The organism is Flavobacterium algicola, from assembly GCF_022399565.1.
Lineage (GTDB): Bacteria > Bacteroidota > Bacteroidia > Flavobacteriales > Flavobacteriaceae > Flavobacterium > Flavobacterium algicola.
This window is the reverse complement of the sequence record NZ_JAJTUT010000001.1, coordinates 580,509-599,315: the sequence shown is the minus strand read 5'-3', so window position 1 is coordinate 599,315 and position 18,807 is coordinate 580,509. Positions and strand designations below refer to the sequence as shown.

The following is an 18,807-nucleotide window of genomic DNA, read 5'->3' as shown; positions in this document are numbered from 1 at the left end:
AAATGTAATTAGAAGAAAAAAAAATACTTTTTTATATTCTAAATGAAGAAAATCTGTAATAAGACTCTTAGCATGGAGAAATTGAGTAAACAAAAATTACAGTAGATTTCGATGGTATTTAATGATATTTCACAGCTTGTAAAGTTGTACAGTGGCTAATTAAGAATTGGAAATATATTTATTGCGAAATTGATTCTCTGATCGAACCTGTATGAAACAGAACAACTTCTTGAGTATAATAATTACTGATTACTGAAAATTTTCCAACAAAACCTTTGTATAAAAAGAAGTGGAAAACCTCTTGTATTCACTGTAAAAGTATCTTTATGTAAAGTTATAAAACTTAGTTATAAGTAATTTTTCAAAAAAAAAGCTGTCAAGATAAATTTCTAGACAGCTTTTGTAAAATGGTTATTGTTGTTTTCTTAGAAAGAAGTCAACTTTTTTAAGTCTGCAACAGTTGCAGTTGGGTTTTCTGCTCCAAAAACGTAGCTTCCAGCGACAAGTACATCTGCACCGGATTCAACTAGCTGTTTTGCATTTTTATTGGTTACACCACCGTCTATTTCAATAATAGTCGATGCTCCTTTTCGATCAATCAAAGCTTTCAATTTACTTACCTTAGCATAAGTGTTTTCTATAAAAGACTGTCCTCCAAAACCTGGATTTACACTCATAATACAAACTAGGTCAATATCATTGATAACATCTTCTAGTAGATCGATACTTGTATGTGGGTTTAAAGCAACACCAGCTTTCATGCCTTCTGCTTTAATAGCTTGCAGCGTTCTGTGCAAATGAGTACAAGCTTCAAAATGTACCGTCAAAATATCTGCTCCAAGTTTTTTAAAAGCCGAAATGTAACGATCTGGATCAACAATCATTAAGTGTACGTCGATGGTCTTAGTAGCATGTCTTTTTATGGCTTCTAAAACGGGCATTCCAAAAGAAATATTTGGAACAAATACACCGTCCATGATGTCAATATGAAACCAATCGGCTTCACTTGCATTAATCATTTTGATATCACGTTCTAGATTGGCAAAGTCAGCTGCTAATACTGATGGTGCAATTAATGTATTTTTCATAATAGTATAAACTAAGTGTTTTTACTGCAAAGATAGTTTTTATAAATAAAATGAATATCAGATTTTGTTAAAACACATTTTAAAGTGAAATCATAAATGTAAATAACAGGCAGGGGAATTGGTAACAATTGCGCATTGATCAAATATACAATCTAAATATACTCATAAAGCTTATTGATCGAGTTGAGATAAATCTAGTCTTTTGGCATATGATTTTAATTCATCCAACTGCATTTTGAATCCTTCAAAAGTAATTTGAAACCTTTCTTTGTAAATAAAAGTGATTTTAGAATTAGTGTAGCTATTAGGGTCTGTATTATTTTGAGTCAAAGATCGATATTCATTAAATTCCTCTGTCTGTTCTGTTTTGGTACCTTCTATAGATTCCATATCCATTGCAAGTGTCATATGTATAATGGCCAACATCGCGCTTCCTGTTTCTCCTGCTCCGTCAAGCAAAGTAACTTTTACAGCTTTAGTATTCACTTCTCCATAATTAGCTTCGGCTGTGCTCATTCCCATTGAAGAGGCAGCTCCGGCGTTATAACTAGTCCTTGGTAAATCATCTAAGCGATCGGTTAATACTTGTTTAAAAACAGCATTAGAAACCGGACTTAACTTTTTCAGTTCTTCCGTTTTTTTCTCATAATCTTTAAGTGCATCTGCAGCTTTGTTGAGGTTTTTTACTCCATCTGCAGCCTCCATTATGCTAGGTTCACTATTGTTTTCTTCCTTGTTTTTGCAAGCGATTACGGCTAGCAATGATAATGCGACAATAATTTTTCTCATGACTTTGATTTTTTCGAAAATAAAGATATGGATTAATAGTTTGTTTGTTAGAGGTTTATGTTAAATTAATGCTAGCTCGTGATTTTATTAGCTTTAATAATAATAAAAAAAAACTCCAGTGATTAGCTGGAGTTCAAAGTAGGTTAACATGTAGATTATCCTAAATATGTTTTCAAGATTTTACTTCTTGAAGTATGTTTTAATCTGCGAATCGCTTTTTCCTTAATCTGACGTACACGCTCACGAGTTAGGTCAAAAGTTTCACCAATTTCTTCTAGTGTCATTGGGTGTTGATCTCCAAGGCCAAAATACAAACGAACTACATCTGCCTCACGAGGAGTCAATGTTTCAAGCGAACGCTCAATTTCAGTACGCAATGATTCGTGGATCAACTCTCTATCAGGATTTGGAGATTCACCAGAACGTAATACGTCATATAGGTTAGAATCTTCTCCTTCAACTAGAGGTGCATCCATTGATAAGTGACGACCAGAGTTTTTCATAGACTCCTTTACATCATTAACTGTCATGTCTAACTCTTTTGCAATTTCCTCAGCAGATGGTGGACGTTCATTAGACTGCTCTAACAAAGCGTACATCTTGTTGATTTTATTGATAGAACCAATTTTGTTCAATGGCAAACGAACAATACGAGATTGCTCAGCCAAAGCTTGCAAGATAGATTGACGAATCCACCATACAGCATATGATATAAATTTAAAACCACGCGTCTCATCAAAACGTTGTGCAGCTTTAATCAAACCTAAATTTCCTTCATTAATCAAATCGGGAAGTGTCAAACCTTGATTTTGATATTGTTTCGCTACCGAAACCACAAAACGTAAGTTAGCTTTAGTTAATTTTTCAAGAGCTTGTTGGTCTCCTGCTTTAATCTTTTGTGCCAATTCTACTTCTTCGTCAGCAGTAATAAGATCAACTTTACCTATTTCTTGTAAATATTTATCTAATGATGCGGTTTCACGATTGGTAACCTGTTTGGTAATTTTTAGTTGTCTCATGGTGTTTTCTCCTCAAATTTTATTGGGTACAGTAGTTATACGTACGAACTACATTAAAAGTTACAAAAAATCAGAAATTATTTTTTTATTTTAATTTGTAGCTAAATTTAAGCAGGGCATTCCCTTCGGTCGGGCTATCCGCTATATCTTTGTTTCCATTTCATTACAACAAAGGATGCCGCTCCCATCCCTAATGCAAAGTGCGTGCAACCTAAATATTATTTTGTAATAAATAGTAAAATAAATCAGCCACAATTTACAGTTTTGCACCTGAGTGAAAAATTGTAAATTGTGGCTGATATATAAAGTTCAAAAATAACTGTATAGAGTAGCTTATGCTTCTTCAAATACTTCGCCTTCAAATTCTCCGGCGATGATGTCATTGCGCTCCATCCAGTATTCAGAGGTCAACATTTCGTACTTTTCATTATCTACCGTTTTCAATTCCCATACAATTCCGTCAGCATCAGGAAACGGAGCTTCAGTTGTCATTGGTTCGTCAAACAAACGTTTGATCAAAGTACTTTCGGCCAAACCATTGTTCATTATTTTTAAGAATTGCTCTTTGGTTAATACTTCTTTTTCGTGCCCTTTTATGGTACATTTTACAACGAGCGCTTTGGCGTTAGGGAATTTTCCATTGTAAGCATGATGCAACAATTGGTTACAGTGAAACAGTCGTGCATGAAGTTTAATTACTGGATATTCTTCGCAAACCTTGTCCAATAACATGTCATTCGAAATTTGATCTATTTGCCCTTCTGATAATTCATCAGACAATTTGTAAGTAAGGACGATAACTGCAGCTTCATTAGGCTCAAAATCACTTATAGCCATAAATAACATTTCACGCAACTCTGCAATATCAGTACTTTTTTCATCAGCAAAACCATAAAGCCCAAGAAGGTTTACGTAGTCTTCTACAGTCCAATAGTTGTTTAATTCGTCAATCGTTTGGATGTTGTCTATTGTAACTTGGTATTTCATATCGTTCGTTTTATTTTGATTAATAAAAATGGAATCAAAATTTTAATAAATTCAAATGCCACTTTACGTATTGCCTATCCTGTTATACAATTAAATCGTTTTTACCTACTTGAGGTATTTTAAAATTGATACATATATAATACTTTTGCAAAACGCTAAATGTAAATGTACTAACTTAAGTAGTGCGGTGGTGGTAATTAACTCTTAAATTGTTGCTTTTAGTATATTTAAACAAAAAGCATACAATAATATATAATAATTCTACGGCAATCAATTAAAGGTCTTTAAATCAGGTAATCGCATTGTTCATTTCCAGTTTTTTAATTTAATATTCCATCATTCTATTCTATTTAATAATAATTCAACCCTTTCATGTTAATATAGATGCAAAAATCCCGTTTCAAATAAATGAAACGGGATTTTATATAATTAAACCTTTAGTAAACTAAGATATGATTACTCTTTTCTTTCCTCACGTGGAGGTCTTGGTAAAAGTGCTTTTCTTGACACTTTTTCTTTTCTAGTTTTTGGATCCATACCTAAATACTTCACTTCAAAAACGTCACCCATGTTAACTACGTCAGAAACGTTCTCTGTACGTTCCCAAGCTAGCTCAGATACGTGCAATAAAACTTCATTTCCTGGAGCTGATGTATATTCTACAACCGCACCAAAATCCAACATTTTGATAACTTTTACTTCATAAGACTCATTCATTTGAGGCTTGAAAGTAATTGATTTAATTTTAGCTAATACTGCTTCAATTCCAGCAGGATCAGTTCCCAAAATTTCAATAACTCCTTCTTCAGTAATAGGATCTTCATTGATCACGATTGTTGTTCCAGTAGCTTTTTGTAATTCTTGAATCACTTTTCCACCAGGTCCGATCAATGCTCCAATGAAAGCATTAGGAATTCTTCTTGTAATAATTTTTGGAGCGTAAGCTTTAACGTCATCTTTTGGAGTAGCTAAAGTTTCGATTAATTTTCCAAGTATATGCAAACGACCATCACGTGCTTGAGCAAGTGCAGCTTCCATAATTTCGTATTTCAATCCATCAATTTTGATGTCCATTTGACAAGCTGTGATACCAACAGATGTTCCAGTTACTTTAAAGTCCATATCTCCTAAGTGATCTTCATCACCAAGAATATCAGACAATACAGCAAAACGCTCTCCGTCAGTAATCAATCCCATTGCAATTCCAGAAACGGGACGAATCATTTGGATACCAGCATCCATTAATGATAATGTACCAGCACAAACTGTTGCCATAGAAGACGAACCATTAGATTCTAATACTTCAGATACGACACGAATTGTGTAAGGACAATCTGCAGGAATCATATTTTTTAAAGCTCTTTGAGCTAAGTTTCCGTGACCAACTTCTCTTCTTGAAGTTCCTCTCAACGGACGAGCTTCACCTGTAGAGAAAGGAGGGAAGTTGTAGTGTAAGTAGAATTTCTCTTCTCCTTGTTGTGATGGTGAATCAATTTGGTTTGCTTCTCTAGAGGTACCTAAAGTTGCTGTAGCCAATGCTTGAGTTTCTCCACGTGTAAACAATGCAGATCCGTGTACAGATGGTAAATAATCTACTTCACACCAGATAGGTCTGATTTCTGTAGTTTTTCTTCCGTCCAAACGTGTTCCTAAGTCTAGGGTTACGTTACGAACTGCTTCTTTGTTTACTTTCTTGAAGTATTTTGAAACTAAATCTCCATCTACAGCCAATTCTTCTTCTGTAAACAAAGCTTTCACTTCTTCTTTTACATCGTCAAATGAAGCTGTACGTTCTTGTTTAGAAGAACCTTTGCTTGCAATAGCATAGATTTTATCATAAGATGCTGCCTTTACTTTAGCGTAAATAGCTTCATCTTCTCTTTCTCCTTCATATGTACGAACTTCTTTTTTACCAAAAGCAGCTTGTAAACGTAGTTGAGCAGAAATTTGGTTTTTAATATGTCCGTGAGCAAATTTAATTGCTTCAACCATTTCAGCTTCTGAGATTTCTTTCATTTCACCTTCTACCATTGCGATAGAATCCATAGAAGCACCAATCATCATATCAATATCAGATAATTCTAATTGTGCACGGCTTGGGTTGATGATAAATTGTCCGTCGATACGACCAACTCTAGCTTCAGAAATTAATGTTTCAAAAGGAATATCAGATAACGCTAATGCTGCTGATGCTGCAAGACCTGCAAGTGCATCTGGCATAACATCTTCGTCATAAGACATTAATTGAATCATAACTTGTACTTCTGCATGGTAGTCACTAGGGAAAAGTGGACGTAAAACACGGTCAACAAGACGCATTGTTAAAACTTCACTATCGCTAGGTCTAGCTTCTCTTTTGAAGAAACCTCCAGGGAAACGTCCTGCAGCAGCAAATTTTTCTCGGTAATCTACCGTAAGTGGTAAAAAGTCAATACCAGGACTTGCTTTTCTTGAAGATACAACTGTTCCTAAAATCACAGTTTTTCCTATTCTAATTACTACAGATCCGTCTGCTTGCTTAGCCAAACGACCTGTCTCGATTGTGATGTTTCTTCCATCACCTAAATCGATGTTTTCTACAAATAATTGTGGAATCATAAATTTTTCTTTTTTTTGGTTATTAAAAAAATGGATAACTAGTTGTGTTGTAGTTGCTGCGCGTAGTTAATGCGTATAATCCAATGAAAAACCAAAACTTTTTTTATTCTATATATTTTGCCACACGAATTGTAAGTGGCCTAAAAAACAAAAAGAGGTACTTGCGCACCTCTTTTTTATATTGATTATTTTCTGATACCCAATACTTTGATAATCTCACGATATCTGTTGATTTCTTTCTTTTTCAAGTAATCAAGTAAAGATCTTCTTTTACCTACTAGTAATACCAATGAACGCTCTGTGTTATAATCATGACGATTTTTTTTCAAGTGCTCAGTTAAATGTGCAATTCTGAAAGTGAATAAAGCGATTTGCGCTTCAGCTTTTCCAGTGTTTGTTTTTTCTCCGTGTTGTGCGAAGATTTCTTCTTTAATCTCTTTAGTTAAATACATTCCAATATTTGTTTAATGATTTTTATGTATGTCTAGCATCTATTGTTAGACGGGTGCAAAGATAGTATTTATTTTTTTATGCACAAGTATATATTCTGGACGTATTCATATAAATATGCAGCAATCGTTTTTATTCTTAATTTTCAAAAGATGGCCTATCTTGATGTAGGCAAATTAATCGTGATGGGTAAATAAAATAAGGTGTCAATTAATTGACCTCTGTTTTTACCAGGAACCCAGTCGGGACTATTCTCTATTACTTTAATAGCTTCATAATTAAGTTCGGACGTTAAGCCTTTTAAAATTTTGATATTGTCGACGCTACCATTTTTCTTAATGATAAAGCTTACGTTGATTTTATTTTCAGTTAATGCAATATTCTTTAAGCCAAACGGAATATTGAAATTTTTAGCTACATAAATATAAAAATCTTTTATACCATTTCTAAATACAGGTTTTTGTTCGACTACATTGTATTTTTTTTGAATACCCAAGGAATCTGTTGATTTCCCTTCGATCAATTCTCCGTTTTTGTAATTTTCGACAAAGGTTATTTTAAGCTTTGGGAAAGATCCCGTCCATTGTCCCTCTTTTTTGTAATTTTGAGAGGGACCATAAGCTGTGCCTCTTACTTTTTTGAAACTATTTTCCTCATTTAAAGAATCTACATCTGGAAACTGGATAGTTTCCTCATATTCTCCAGTTCCATTAATTAAAATTTGCTTGTTTTCTTTGTTCCAATAGTTATGCAAGATTAAATCGCTCTTACTGTTATTCTTTTGTGCAATATAAATACCGTCAAGATGTTTGTTACCGTCTTCATACCATTGTTCAAATTCCCCATTTAAAGACGATGATGTATAATGAACTACTTTCTCTTTGTTTCCGCTCTTATAGTAAGTGGTAAATTTGCCTTCCTTAGTAAGTTTCTCCTTGTCTGTTATTGTCCCCTCTTGAAGTAATATTCCATTTTTGTTATACTCAGCAACTTGATACAACTTTTTATCAGATTTGTAATCAAGGATGATAAGATAGAAAGAATGCTTTTTTTCAGTCGTTTTCTTTCCATGCGAATCCAGGAAAATTTTCTTATCATTTTTATCTTGAGCATTATTAATTGTTGAAACGAACAATAATAACAATAGCAATAATTTGGCCTTCATCTTTGGGTTCTTTAGTTGTAGCTAAAGTAGTCGATTTTAATACAACTTAGCTACCTCTGAATTTACAAATTCTAAAAATCGCTCATCTTCTTCTGTAAATGCATCAATTACATGACTGTCAATATCAATTTGGCCTATGTTCTTTCCGTTTGCAAATAAAGGAACCACGATCTCTGACTTCACGGTTATGCTACATGCAATATAATTATCTTGAGCAGCAACATCTGGTACTACAAAATTGGCATTAGAAACAGCGACTTGACCACAAATTCCTTTTCCAAAAGGAATAACAGTATGGTCTGTTTCTGCTCCTACATAGGGACCTAGGTGTAAGGTTTGTGTATCGTGATTGGCAAAGTAAAACCCAACCCAATTATAATGTGCAATGTTTCTATTGAGTAGTTGACAAATAGCTAACAGTGTTTCGTCTCTACTAGCAGTTTTATTTTCGACTAGTTTTTGTGTTTCTATTTTTAAATCTTGAAAATTCATCTTTTTTAATTTAGTTTTACACAAAAGTAGTTACACTTTTTTTCATATTAAATCATTTAGGCTCTAAAATTTTATTTTGAAAAAATATTTTATTCAGTACAAACCATTTTTGCTTTTTTTGTCAAAGTTCTTTTTGACCTATGCCGTGCTGGCTTTTTTGTATCAATTGTACTTGAACAGTTTTGGGTTTAATAAGATTGATTCTATTACTGAAATGGTAGGTAAGAATACCAACCAACTTATGAATCTTTTTAATGCTGATTTTTATTTCGAAAAGGATAATACAGAATCTTATTTGAAGTTATTTTACAATCAAAAATATGTCGCTCGGATAATAGAAGGTTGCAATGCGATGAGCATTATTATTTTGTTTATCTCATTTGTGGTTGCTTTCTCTGGTAAATTACAGACTACAATTGGTTTTGTTTTTGGTGGTGCTTTTGCAATTTATATTTTAAACATCAGTAGAATAGCTATCTTGTCACTATTGCTGTATTTTTATCCTGAACATGAGGCTATTTTGCATCGCGTGTTTTTTCCATTGTTTATATATGGATTTGTATTTTTATTATGGATATTATGGGTGAATAAATTTTCTTTTTATGCTAAAAAAAATACTGCGACATAAATATCAATTACTTTCTGGTGGACTAGTATTGCTACTGCTAGTTTTGGTTCGTGTTTTTGAAAAGGTAATTTTTTACGATCCTTTCCTGCATTACTTTGAATTGGATTTTAATATGCTGTCTTTGCCGGTCTACGACGCTTACCACTTGTTTTGGGGATTGTTATTTCGCTACGGATTAAATGCAGTGCTTTCGATCTTGTTGATCTATATCATTTTTAAAGATAGCGACATGGTCAAGTTTGCATCGGTGCTTTATGGATTATTCTTTGTCTTTTTGATCGTTCCTTTTTTTATAATTTTAAACTTCTACGCAGATCAAAATAATTTTATTCTTTTTTATATTCGTCGATTTTTGATACAACCACTGTTCCTACTATTATTTGTTCCTGCTTTCTATTACCAACGGCTTTCTGCAAACTAAAAAGCCTGCTGTCATTTGCATGATAGCAGGCTTAAGAGATTTATGTTAGATTTTTAATCTGCTAAATGGAGATATGTTTTAAACTATTAGTAATAACTCCTTTTACAGCATCATTAGAAAACAATTGTAGTGTCTATCCATTGCATTATATTACTTTTTTGCAGTCCAAAAATGTCTTAAATCCAATGTGTAAGGATACTCTTGGTTGATTAATTCAATTGGAGTATCATGTTTTAAGTCTGATTTTGATTCGACCAAAAAGCGAGAAGTAGCTGTGCTGTTAGCAGGCGTTTCAAACTCTTTGTTTTCCATTGCGGATGCAGGTGTATGTCCGAAATCCCAAAAACGACTCATTTTTCTTGACTCAGCTTCAAAACTGTTAATCGGCAACGTTTCAAAACTACGTCCTCCTGGATGTGTTACAAAATAGGTACAACCACCAATGACTTTATTGTTCCAAGTATCTACAAGGTCAAAAACTAAGGGTACATCAATTCCGATATTGGGATGCAGTGCGGATGGTGGATTCCAAGATTTATAACGTATTCCGGCAACATATTCTCCTTTTGTACCAGTGCTTCTCAACGGTATTCTGCACCCTTTGCATAATAAAATATGTCTTTCGGGTACGATTCCAGAAACTTTAACTTGCAATCGCTCAAGTGATGAATCTACAAAACGAGAAGTTCCCGAACTAGATAACTCTTCTCCCAAGACATGCCATGGTTCTATACCTAATCTAATTTCGAGTTGAACATTGTCTATAGTTACTGTTCCGTGGTGCGGGTATCTGAATTCAAAAAATGGATCAAACCAAGAAATATCAAAATTATATCCAGAATCTTTTAAATCATTCACGACATCGATCATGTCCAAATAAGCAAAATGAGGTAATAGAAACTTATCATGTAATTCTGTTCCCCATCGAATTAATTTCTTCTCGTAAGGTTGTTTCCAAAATTTAGCAACCAAAGCACGAACCAATAAATTTTGAACCAAATTCATGTGTTTGTGTGGTGGCATATCAAAAGCACGAAGCTCTAATATTCCCAATCGTCCAGTTGAAGAATCGGGAGAATATAATTTGTCAATACAAAACTCTGTTCTATGTGTGTTTCCTGTAATATCTGTTAGAAGATTTCTAAAAATTCTATCGACCATCCAAAAAGGAACTTCTTTGTCCTTTGGTATTTGGTCAAAGGCTATTTCCATTTCGTATAATTTCTCATCTCTTCCTTCGTCAATACGTGGTGCTTGACTTGTAGGACCTATAAATGGTCCTGCAAATAAATAACTTAATACAGGATGATGTTGCCAGTACGTAATCAAACTTCGTAACAAATCGGGTCTTCTTAATAATGGACTATCTTCTGGTTTTTCGGCTCCCAAAGTTACGTGGTTTCCTCCACCTGTTCCTGTGTGGCGACCATCAACCATAAATTTGTCTGTTCCCAAACGCGATAAGAATGCTTCTTCATACAAAGCTGTAGTATTGTCTACAATTTCTTCCCATGTTTTGGCAGGATGAACGTTAACCTCAATAACACCTGGATCTGGAGTTACCATCATTTTTTCAACGCGGTAATCAGATTTTGGCTGGTATCCCTCAATACGTACAGGCATTTGTAATTTTTCTGCCGTGTTTTCGATAGAGGTGATTAAGTCAATATAGTCTTCTAAATAATCAGTAGGAGGTAAGAAGATATAAATTATACCCTCACGTTCCTCAATACACATTGCTGTAATAAATGTATCTACTTCATATAACAACGGATTTTTCTCTTTCTCTACGGGCTCTTTTTCAGTAGGCTCTTTTTTGGTTAAAATCAGTTTGGCAGCTTGAAATATTTTGGTAATAGTGCCATAACGTTTTTTTACTTTTTCGTTATAATCACCCAAAGCAGGTAAGTCTTCAAATTGACTTCTATCTACGACAGTCTCCCTTTTGTTTTTTGAAGTTTGTGGCAGTGAGTCTAATGGTAGACGTAAACCAATAGGAGAATTTCCTGGTATCAAAAAGCAATTTCCTCTTCTAAATTCCCATGCACAACTTTCCCAATGGTCTGCAACATGTTCTTTGCGAAGTGGTAAAACAAATCCAGACGGATTATTAAGTCCTTTTTCTAGGGTTTTTGCCAAATTGTGTCGTTGTATAGAATCTTTTAAATCTACAGCGAGTGGGTCTAAATTAATCGGTAATTTTCCCTCTTCAAGAGCCCAATAAATCGGATCTTCATAAGTTGGAGTTATATTGCGCGTGTCAATTCCGAGGTATTTTGTTAATTCATTTGCGAATTTTTCTGCATCATGAAAAGTAAATTTACTTTCGCCTTCTTTAGCAACAAGAGCATCATTTTTCCACAAAGGCAAACCATCTTTTCTCCAGTATAAACCATATTGCCAACGTGGGAATAATTCGCCAGGATACCATTTTCCTTGACCAAAATGTAACAGTCCTCCATGAGCAAAACGTTTTTTTAATCGCAAGGCCAAATCATAAGCAAGCCTACGTTTCATCGGGCCATCAGCAGTGGTATTCCATTCGTCTGCTTCATAGTCATCAATAGATACAAAAGTGGGTTCTCCTCCCATTGTCAAACGTACGTCTCCTTCGATCAAATCTTTTTCGACCACATTTCCAACTTCCATAATGTCTTTCCATTGGTTGTCAGAGTATGGTTTTGTTACTCTTGGGTCCTCATGAATACGAGTTACTTTATTTTCGAAATCAAAAGTTACTTCGCATTTTCCAGTCGCACCAGTTACAGGAGCAGCACTTTCATAATGAGGTGTGCAACATAACGGGATATGTCCCTCACTAGCAAAAAGACCAGAGGTTGGGTCAAGACCAATCCATCCCGCACCAGGAAGATATACCTCTACCCAAGCATGTAAATCGGTAAAGTCAGCCTCAGGACCAGATGGGCCATCTAGCGATTTTTGATCTGGTGCCAATTGTACAATATATCCAGATACAAAGCGTGCTGCAAGCCCATAATAACGTAAAACATGTATAAGTAGCCAAGCAAAGTCTCTACATGATCCACTTTTAATACGTAAAGTTTCTTCTGGAGTTTGTACTCCAACTTCCATCCTTAAATTATAAGCCAATTCTTTGTAGACTGCTTGGTTAATATAAACCAGAAAATCATTGGTTGGTAAAGGTTTTGTCAATTTTAGACCTTCCATAAACTTTAAAAAAGTCGGACTTTCTTCTGTAAGTGGGAGGTAAGCTGTTAACTCTTGCTGTAAAGTTTTATCATAAGTAAAAGGAAAGTTTTCTGCGTATTCTTCAACAAAGAAATCAAAGGGATTGATTACTTGTAATTTTGCAATAACTTCTACTTCTACTTTTAATTCTTGTACAGGATCTGGGAAAACAACTCTAGCTTGGTAATTTCCAAAAGGATCTTGCTGCCAATTTATAAAATGGTTTTCTGGACTTATTTTAAAAGTATATCCTTCTATTTGAGTTCTAGAGTGTGCCGCTGGACGAAGCCGAAAAACATGAGGGAATAATTTAACGCTACGGTCAAAAGTATAGGTTGTTTTGTGTGAAATAGCAATTTTAACAGCCATATATGTCGAGTTTTTGGTTTCTAAATTTTAATAAAAATACGTTTTTTTATATTGGTAACTACTAAAAAAAGATTGCTAAAATAATAAATATCAGAATGATAATTTTAGGAGTCGAAAGATATTGATAATGCAATTATATTTATTTATTAGTAAGATATGAAAAAATCTTCTGTAAGATCTACCGTTTCAATATCATTATTTACTTGAGAACATTCAATATTCATGTAGGTACAGCAAGCGTTCCCGAAGATAGTTGCCACCGCAATTTCAGATCCATCCTTGCCATCAGCTATTTTTACCAACTGGTTTAAATTGGCCAATCGAGTAGCGTCAAATAAAATCCATTTATTGCCGAGATAGACTTCAAAACAAGCATGAATATCTGGAGGGTAAATGTTGCTGGCGTAGCAAGTAAAATAACGCGCAGGAATATTTAAAGCCCTGCAAAGGGCGATACCCAAATGTGCAAAATCTTTGCAAACACCTTCCTTTATCACTAGAGTGTCGTAAGCAGTTGTGTTTGCATCAGATGAACCACTCACATATTTAATGTTGTTAAAAATCCATTCCTCTATTGCTATCACTTTCTCTATGTCACTAGGTATGGTGCCAAAGAGGTTGTAAGCAAATTCCATTAATTTGTCTGATGGGCAGTTTCTTGTAGGGGTAAGAAAAGGGATTATTTCATCCTTCAAATCAAAAACAGGAATGTTTTTTAAGAGTTTCTTTTTTGATATTCTTTTGTAACTTACATCGACAGTTGCTTGGTATTGTATGGTAAATGGAACGAATTCTATTGCTTGTACTTTTGTGAAACGAGTTTTGGAGCCTTTTAAATTGTATTCTTTGTAAAGTAAGTTTGGTGTTATATTTAGGGATTCAGTAATGAATGTTTGGTTAGCAGCCCGATTTAGGGCTTGAATGTTAAATACGAAAGTTGTAGTGGCATATACATCGTACTGTATTGTAGTTTTAAGATTGAATTCCATGGCGTAAAAGTACTAATATTGAGGGTAATCGAGCCAGTTTTCCTAAAAATTAATGTAGCTTTGCCGCATATTTAAAAACCATAAATGAGCACTCCATTATCTTTTATAGATTCATATAAAAAAACGATCAAATCATACGATGAGGTTATCGATAAAAATGGACAAGTAAAGCCCCATTGGGCAACCCTTTTTCAAACCTTAGAAGCAGTAGGGATGGAGGAGTTGTCTATTCGAAACAAAGAAATTGTAAATAAGCTGAAAGAAAACGGTGTTACTTACAACGTTTATGATTCAGAGACAGGTTTGGTCCGACCTTGGAAACTAGACCCAATTCCTTTTGTAATACACCAAACGGAATGGGAAACTGTCGAAAAAGGTTTGATTCAGCGCGCAAAGCTATTAGATTTAATCTATAAAGACATTTATGGTGAACAGCTACTTATAAAAAACAATATTATTCCTGCCGAATTGGTTTTTGATAATACTGGTTTTTTGAGACCGTGCTTCGATATTAATCAAAAGGATTTTCATCAACTAACTATTTTGGCATGTGATATTGCTAGAGGGCCAGACGGAAAAATGTGGTTGCTAGATAACAGAGTTCAGTCACCATCGGGTACGGGATATGCGCTCGAGAACCGAATTGTAATGGCCAATATTTTTCCTAAGTTAAATAAAAATATTCACCGTAGTAAATTAGGTCCATACTTCAACGAGCTACAGAAAACAGTTGGGAAATTCGGCTCCAATTCCGACAACCCAAATGTAGTGTTTTTGTCTCCTGGAGAAGGAAATGAAACCTATTTTGAACATGTTTATTTATCGTCTTACCTAGGATATAATCTAGTTGAAGGAAGCGATTTACTAGTGCGCGAAGGGTATGTTTGGTTGAAAACAATTGACCAACTAGAACGCGTTGATGTGATTATTAAACGTGTCGATGATTTATGGTGTGATCCTTTAGAATTGAATAGTAATTCGTTATTAGGAATTCCAGGTTTGCTTCAAGTCATGCGTCTTGGTAATGTTACAGTGATAAACCCTCCCGGAATTGCTGTTTTAGAGAATCATGGTTTGATGGCATTTATTCAAAACGCATGTAAATTTTTATTAAAGGAGCCTTTGATAATGAATTCTACCGCTACGTGGTGGTGCGGACAAACCAAAGAATTGAATTTTGTGCTGAATAATTTACCAAAATTAATTATCAAAAAGACAAATAGAAATTTGGGTGTAAAATCTATTTACGGGCGCAAATTAAATGAAAGTGAATTAGTTGAATTAAAAGCAAAAATATTAAAAAGTCCAAAAGATTTTGTAGCCCAAGAAGAAGTTAGCCTTTCTACAACGCCATCTTTAATAGACGGAGAAATTGTTCCTAGATTAGCGGTTATTCGAGCCTTCTTAGTTTCTGATGGAAAAGATTATAAAGTTATGCAAGGCGGATTGACCCGTAGTTCTGTTATTGAAGATAAATTTCAAATTTCAAATCAATTTGGGGGCATATCCAAAGATACTTGGATTATTACAGATGGTCTTAAAGAACAACTTGACCAACAAGAACAGCAAGATCAAATTATAGAAGTTAAGAAAAACAATCATGTTTCGCACAATGCCGTACTTACTAGTAGAAATGCAGAAAACCTATTTTGGGTAGGACGATTGTCTGAAAGAACTATGGTCTTGACTGGCTTCCTTAAAATAATTTTCAGTAGACTAAATGAAAACGTTAGCACTCATGGTAAAAAACAACCCGAGTTTTTAATTGTACTTCTAAAAGCCTTAACACATCTCACTCAATCTTATCCAGGTTTTGTAGGTAAGGAGGGAGTCGAAGATGAAACAGTATTCGATAAACCTTTAGCAGAATTAATTTCGTTAATAAAAGACCCGAAAAAAGAGGGTTCTGTTTCCTATAATGTACAATCGCTTTTGTACTCGATCAATCATATTAGTGAAAAATGGAATCAAGACACCAAACGAATTATTAGCCTTATTGAAGATAGTCTGACTGGATTGAAAGAAGCAAATGCTAGTAGTATCAGTCGTACCACGCATAGTTTGGATAAATTGTATATTAGAATGATGGCGTTTTATGGTAATACTTATGAAACACTGCCCAGAGAAAACGGATTCTTTCTATTTGAAGCGGGTAAAAATATCGAGAGATTTTTATCGCTTACCTCTGTTATTCAGTCTTTGTTTTGTTTTAAAAGGAGTGAGGATGTCGAGCAGCTTTTATTAGAATCTGTTCTAGAAAATCATAATTTATTGGCGCAGTACAGAAGTATTTATAAATCACAAATTAGTCTGATTACCGTGATCAATATGTTATTCCTAGAGAAGAACTCTCCATATACATTGGCCTACATTCTCGATACTTTGTCGTACAATATCGCACAGTTACCCAAAAAATCAGAATTGAATCAATTGAGTATTGCAGAAAAGAAAGTATTAGAAGCCAATACTATTATCAAATTAATTGACCCAGAGGAGCTAGTAACAGCAGACGAAGCTAATTATAGAAAAGCTTTGGATGAAACTATAAATTCTGTGTCTAATCTTCTTTCGACTGTGACCAATAGTTTGTCTAGTTTGTATTTTAATCACTCGGTGATGCAACTTTCCTTTTTAGAAACTGAAAAAATTGATTCTGATGAAGTATAAATTAGTACATAAAACTACCTATACCTACGTTAATGCTGTGCACAATTACCAATGCATTATCTGTTTGCATCCGGTAAATTCTGCTTCACAAATTTGTGAAGATTATAAGTTAACAATTGAGCCAAAGCCTCAAAACCTATATCCAAGAAAAGACTATTTTAATAATACAAAATATTATTTTTCGATTCTAAAACCTCACAAAGTTCTGGAGGTGGTTGCAACGAGTATCGTTGAGGTATTCCCTGCGAAATTATTATTCATGAATGCAATTACTTGCGAAGAAACATTGCTTTTGTTTAAGACTAAATTGGCTCTTAAAAATGAACTTTTGCAATACCAGCTTCCGAGTCCTTTTATTTTTTGGGATGATGAAGTTAAAGCTTTTGCTCAAGACTGCTTTATTGCAGATACTTCATTTTATGAAGCTGTTAAAAAATTGTCGTCAAAAATATTTACCGATTTTGAATTTAAATCGGGTGCCACAAATTTAAACACACCATTAAAAACTGTTTTAAAAGAACGAAAAGGTGTTTGTCAAGATTTTACACACTTAATGATTGCTTGTTTGCGTAGTATGGGTTTTGCTGCGCGTTATGTGAGCGGATACCTAGAAACGTTGCCACCAAAAGGTAAAGTTAAACTACAAGGTTCTGATGCATCACACGCTTGGGTTTCTGTTTATGTTCCAGAAATGGGTTGGTGTGAATTTGATCCTACTAATAATATTGTTCCTGGGGAGCGCCATTTAGTTACTGCATACGGGCGTGATTATTCAGACATTTCACCCCTTAAAGGAATTATCTTTAGCTCTGGTGAACACAAGGTAAAAGTAGAGGTTGATGTAATACCTTTGGCATAAAAAATTACTGGTAATTATCAATTTAGGATGCATAAGTTAATAATGATTTAAAAAATCAGAATAAATTGTTGATAAACTAAATTATAACTACTTTCACGGCAAATTATATGCGTAAAAATATTAAACTATGAGTAGCTTTGATTGGAAGAATTTAATAGATCCACTTTTTTATATTCATTTTGATATAAATGGAATTAGAGTAGGTTTATTTATCGTTTTGTTTATCGTATTTGCAGAGACAGGTTTGTTTGCAGGTTTCTTTTTACCTGGTGATAGTTTATTGTTTTTGGCAGGTATCTACAATAGAGAATTGATAGAGAATATCTTAATTATAGAAAGTCCTTTTCTTAACGTTTTTATATTATCAACCTTTGTCGCTATAGCTGGTATATTAGGTAACATTGTTGGATACTGGTTTGGTTCTAAAAGTGGTTACTATTTGTATAACAAAGAGGATAGTTTTTGGTTTAAAAAGAAGTACTTAATTCAATCAAAAGACTTTTTTGAAAAGCATGGTGGTAGAGCAATTATATTTGCTAGATTTTTACCAATCTTTAGGACTTTTGCTCCAATAGTTGCAGGGATTGTTTCGATGGAAAAGAAAAAATTTATGTTTTATAATGTTGTTAGTTCTTTTCTTTGGTCTTTTATCTTAATTTTTGCTGGACATTATTTGTATTGGTTTCTTCTAGAAGAATTTGAAATCGATTTGAAAAATCATATTGAATTAATTATTATAGGATTAGTGGCTATAACGCTTTTACCAGTAATTCTAAAGTTTTCGAAAAAATCTCCAACTATAAAAGATTTATAAAACTTTTATTTTGAGTTTAAATAAATAAGAAATCCGTCTCATTTTTATTGTGACGGATTTTTTTTGTCTTATATAAACTTATTCTTAGAACTCGTATGTACTAATGGGAACGATTAAGCTTTTTTAGTAATATTATATTTAAATAGAAGCTGCATAATTTTCTTATATGAGTTTCCATTTTAAATTAAACAATTTTTTTAGGAATCGTTCTCCTTAATACTTTCTTCGAAATCAATAGCATGAATAGCAGTCATATTTAAAA

15 protein-coding genes are annotated in these 18,807 nt (G+C 33.8%); 5 read left to right on the top strand and 10 right to left on the bottom strand.

The genetic code is table 11. The features are described from left to right. Positions 1–425 precede the first annotated feature (425 nt). From rpe to LXH21_RS02575, 8 genes are all read right to left on the bottom strand, one after another. Positions 426–1,088: a ribulose-phosphate 3-epimerase gene (gene rpe / locus LXH21_RS02610; protein WP_239862512.1), complete on the bottom strand. Its 663-nt coding sequence runs from the start codon at positions 1,086–1,088 to the stop codon at positions 426–428. Positions 1,089–1,259: 171 nt separating this feature from the next. Next, positions 1,260–1,877, bottom strand: a complete 618-nt coding sequence (locus tag LXH21_RS02605) for a hypothetical protein (protein ID WP_239862509.1) — start codon at positions 1,875–1,877, stop codon at positions 1,260–1,262. Positions 1,878–2,032: 155 nt separating this feature from the next. Further along, positions 2,033–2,896 (bottom strand): sigma-70 family RNA polymerase sigma factor, encoded by an 864-nt coding sequence (locus LXH21_RS02600; protein ID WP_101137626.1) that lies wholly within the window; start codon positions 2,894–2,896, stop codon positions 2,033–2,035. Positions 2,897–3,229: 333 nt separating this feature from the next. Beyond that, on the bottom strand, positions 3,230–3,883 hold the full coding sequence (locus LXH21_RS02595; RefSeq protein WP_239862507.1) for a hypothetical protein: 654 nt from the start codon (positions 3,881–3,883) through the stop codon (positions 3,230–3,232). A gap of 456 nt (positions 3,884–4,339) precedes the next feature. Further along, complete coding sequence (locus LXH21_RS02590; RefSeq protein ID WP_239862505.1) at positions 4,340–6,481, bottom strand: polyribonucleotide nucleotidyltransferase; 2,142 nt, start codon at positions 6,479–6,481, stop codon at positions 4,340–4,342. A gap of 185 nt (positions 6,482–6,666) precedes the next feature. Continuing rightward, positions 6,667–6,933: a 30S ribosomal protein S15 gene (rpsO, locus tag LXH21_RS02585; protein WP_239862503.1), complete on the bottom strand. Its 267-nt coding sequence runs from the start codon at positions 6,931–6,933 to the stop codon at positions 6,667–6,669. Positions 6,934–7,088: 155 nt separating this feature from the next. Then, complete coding sequence (locus tag LXH21_RS02580) at positions 7,089–8,096, bottom strand: energy transducer TonB (protein WP_239862501.1); 1,008 nt, start codon at positions 8,094–8,096, stop codon at positions 7,089–7,091. A gap of 36 nt (positions 8,097–8,132) precedes the next feature. Next, on the bottom strand, positions 8,133–8,588 hold the full coding sequence (locus LXH21_RS02575) for a GAF domain-containing protein (RefSeq protein WP_239862499.1): 456 nt from the start codon (positions 8,586–8,588) through the stop codon (positions 8,133–8,135). A gap of 76 nt (positions 8,589–8,664) precedes the next feature. Here LXH21_RS02575 and xrtF point away from each other — a divergent pair, with 76 nt between their 5' ends. Continuing rightward, complete coding sequence (gene xrtF, locus LXH21_RS02570; RefSeq protein WP_239862497.1) at positions 8,665–9,216, top strand: exosortase family protein XrtF; 552 nt, start codon at positions 8,665–8,667, stop codon at positions 9,214–9,216. After that, positions 9,191–9,637 carry an exosortase F system-associated membrane protein gene (locus LXH21_RS02565; protein WP_239862495.1) on the top strand — a complete coding sequence of 149 codons (447 nt, stop codon included), beginning with the start codon at positions 9,191–9,193 and terminating at the stop codon, positions 9,635–9,637. The genes xrtF and LXH21_RS02565 overlap by 26 nt, the downstream gene beginning before the upstream one ends. 150 nt (positions 9,638–9,787) lie before the next feature. Here the strand turns inward: LXH21_RS02565 and LXH21_RS02560 are convergent, their stop codons facing one another. Beyond that, positions 9,788–13,216 carry a transglutaminase family protein gene (locus LXH21_RS02560; protein WP_239862492.1) on the bottom strand — a complete coding sequence of 1,143 codons (3,429 nt, stop codon included), beginning with the start codon at positions 13,214–13,216 and terminating at the stop codon, positions 9,788–9,790. 146 nt (positions 13,217–13,362) lie between these two features. After that, positions 13,363–14,205: a transglutaminase-like domain-containing protein gene (locus LXH21_RS02555; RefSeq protein WP_239862490.1), complete on the bottom strand. Its 843-nt coding sequence runs from the start codon at positions 14,203–14,205 to the stop codon at positions 13,363–13,365. A gap of 84 nt (positions 14,206–14,289) precedes the next feature. Between LXH21_RS02555 and LXH21_RS02550 the strand changes: the two genes are divergently transcribed. The 3 genes from LXH21_RS02550 (at position 14,290) to LXH21_RS02540 (ending at position 18,545) form a co-directional block, all read left to right on the top strand. Continuing rightward, the gene (locus tag LXH21_RS02550; protein WP_239862488.1) at positions 14,290–16,872 is read left to right on the top strand and encodes a circularly permuted type 2 ATP-grasp protein; all 2,583 of its coding nucleotides are present in this window, start codon (positions 14,290–14,292) and stop codon (positions 16,870–16,872) included. After that, on the top strand, positions 16,862–17,731 hold the full coding sequence (locus tag LXH21_RS02545; protein WP_239862486.1) for a transglutaminase family protein: 870 nt from the start codon (positions 16,862–16,864) through the stop codon (positions 17,729–17,731). Before LXH21_RS02550 ends, LXH21_RS02545 begins: the two co-directional genes overlap by 11 nt. Positions 17,732–17,858: 127 nt before the next feature. After that, entirely contained in the window at positions 17,859–18,545 is a 687-nt protein-coding gene (locus LXH21_RS02540) for a DedA family protein (RefSeq protein WP_239862484.1), read from the top strand. The last annotated feature ends 262 nt before the right edge of the window (positions 18,546–18,807 follow it).